The 1064-nt window shown below is 41.1% G+C and carries 1 protein-coding gene; it reads right to left on the reverse strand.

Annotated elements, in window-relative coordinates:
* Positions 1-265: 265 nt before the first annotated feature.
* Positions 266-991 carry a DNA polymerase III subunit beta family protein gene (locus QUA02_RS33475; protein WP_333034035.1) on the reverse strand — a complete coding sequence of 242 codons (726 nt, stop codon included), beginning with the start codon at positions 989-991 and terminating at the stop codon, positions 266-268.
* Positions 992-1064 lie beyond the last annotated feature (73 nt).

Here is a 1064-nt window from a genome sequence, read left to right on the forward strand (position 1 = left end):
TAAGACTCAGATGTGCATATTTAAATAACGACATCAAGCTCGGTATTTCTGCTTAGTTAAAAAGCGGGATGCTCCCCATTAAAATTCACTTATTTTTTAGCAAAAAGGTTGCTTATATCAAAAAATAAATAGTAGAATATATCTGAGTTTTTAGAGAAGTGACTGTTGCACTAAACCAATCTATTTGTCGTATTTTATACAGTAATATAAGCCAAAATTTGGCAGGAGAGGGCATCAAATTTAGATGCCACTCCCTACCTTTCAATTATTCTTGCGGAGCGACAATATATTCGCACTCTAAAGCCTCTGTACCCGATGCAGGCGTTCCAAACGGTGCAATCAGTAGGGGAGCGGTAGAAGTTGCCATTAACACCCGCAAATCAGAGCTGGAAATCGCTTTGACTGTATCAATCAAATAGCGGATGTCGCACTTGAGACAAAACTCACAGCCCCAGAATTTAGCATCAACTGTTTCAGTTCCTGAACTGAGAGTATTGTTGAGTGATGCTCGCACTTGTTGGGCATCTAAATCGAATTCTAAAATAGCTGTTAGGTGAGACTTGTCGCTGTGAGAAGCTAACCTCTCTAAGGCTTTTAAAAAGCTCAGCCTCTCAACCACCACTTGATGGCTAAATTGATGTCGATAGGGAGCGATAATTTGGTCACAAATCGGATATTGCCCTTCTAGCAACTTCGTGGTCAACCGCCAATTATTCCACTCGAATGCGACAAAATTACTAGGTTGCTCTGGCAAACCTTCATAGTAAATCGTAACTTTGTCAGCAGAATTCAAAGAACGCTCCAATAACCGGAGTACCTTAGCAGGGACAGTAAAATTAACTACTTGACGGCTCAACAGATAGGAATTGCTGCTTTCGTTCAATCCTAAAACCATTGCTACCCGATGCCCATCTGTCGTCCAAACTCTCAGTTGATCGAGTCCTCTGTCTGCGTCGTGACTGAGTTGAAAATTCCCTCCTGTTAAAATCAGGGTAAGAGCATCTCAATCACGCTTGACAAAAGGACTCAGAAGAATCTAATATATTGTCAGTCAAACAAGAACG

It is taken from the genome of Microcoleus pseudofavosus SVA1_A4 (assembly GCF_036700565.1).
Lineage (GTDB): Bacteria > Cyanobacteriota > Cyanobacteriia > Cyanobacteriales > Microcoleaceae > Microcoleus.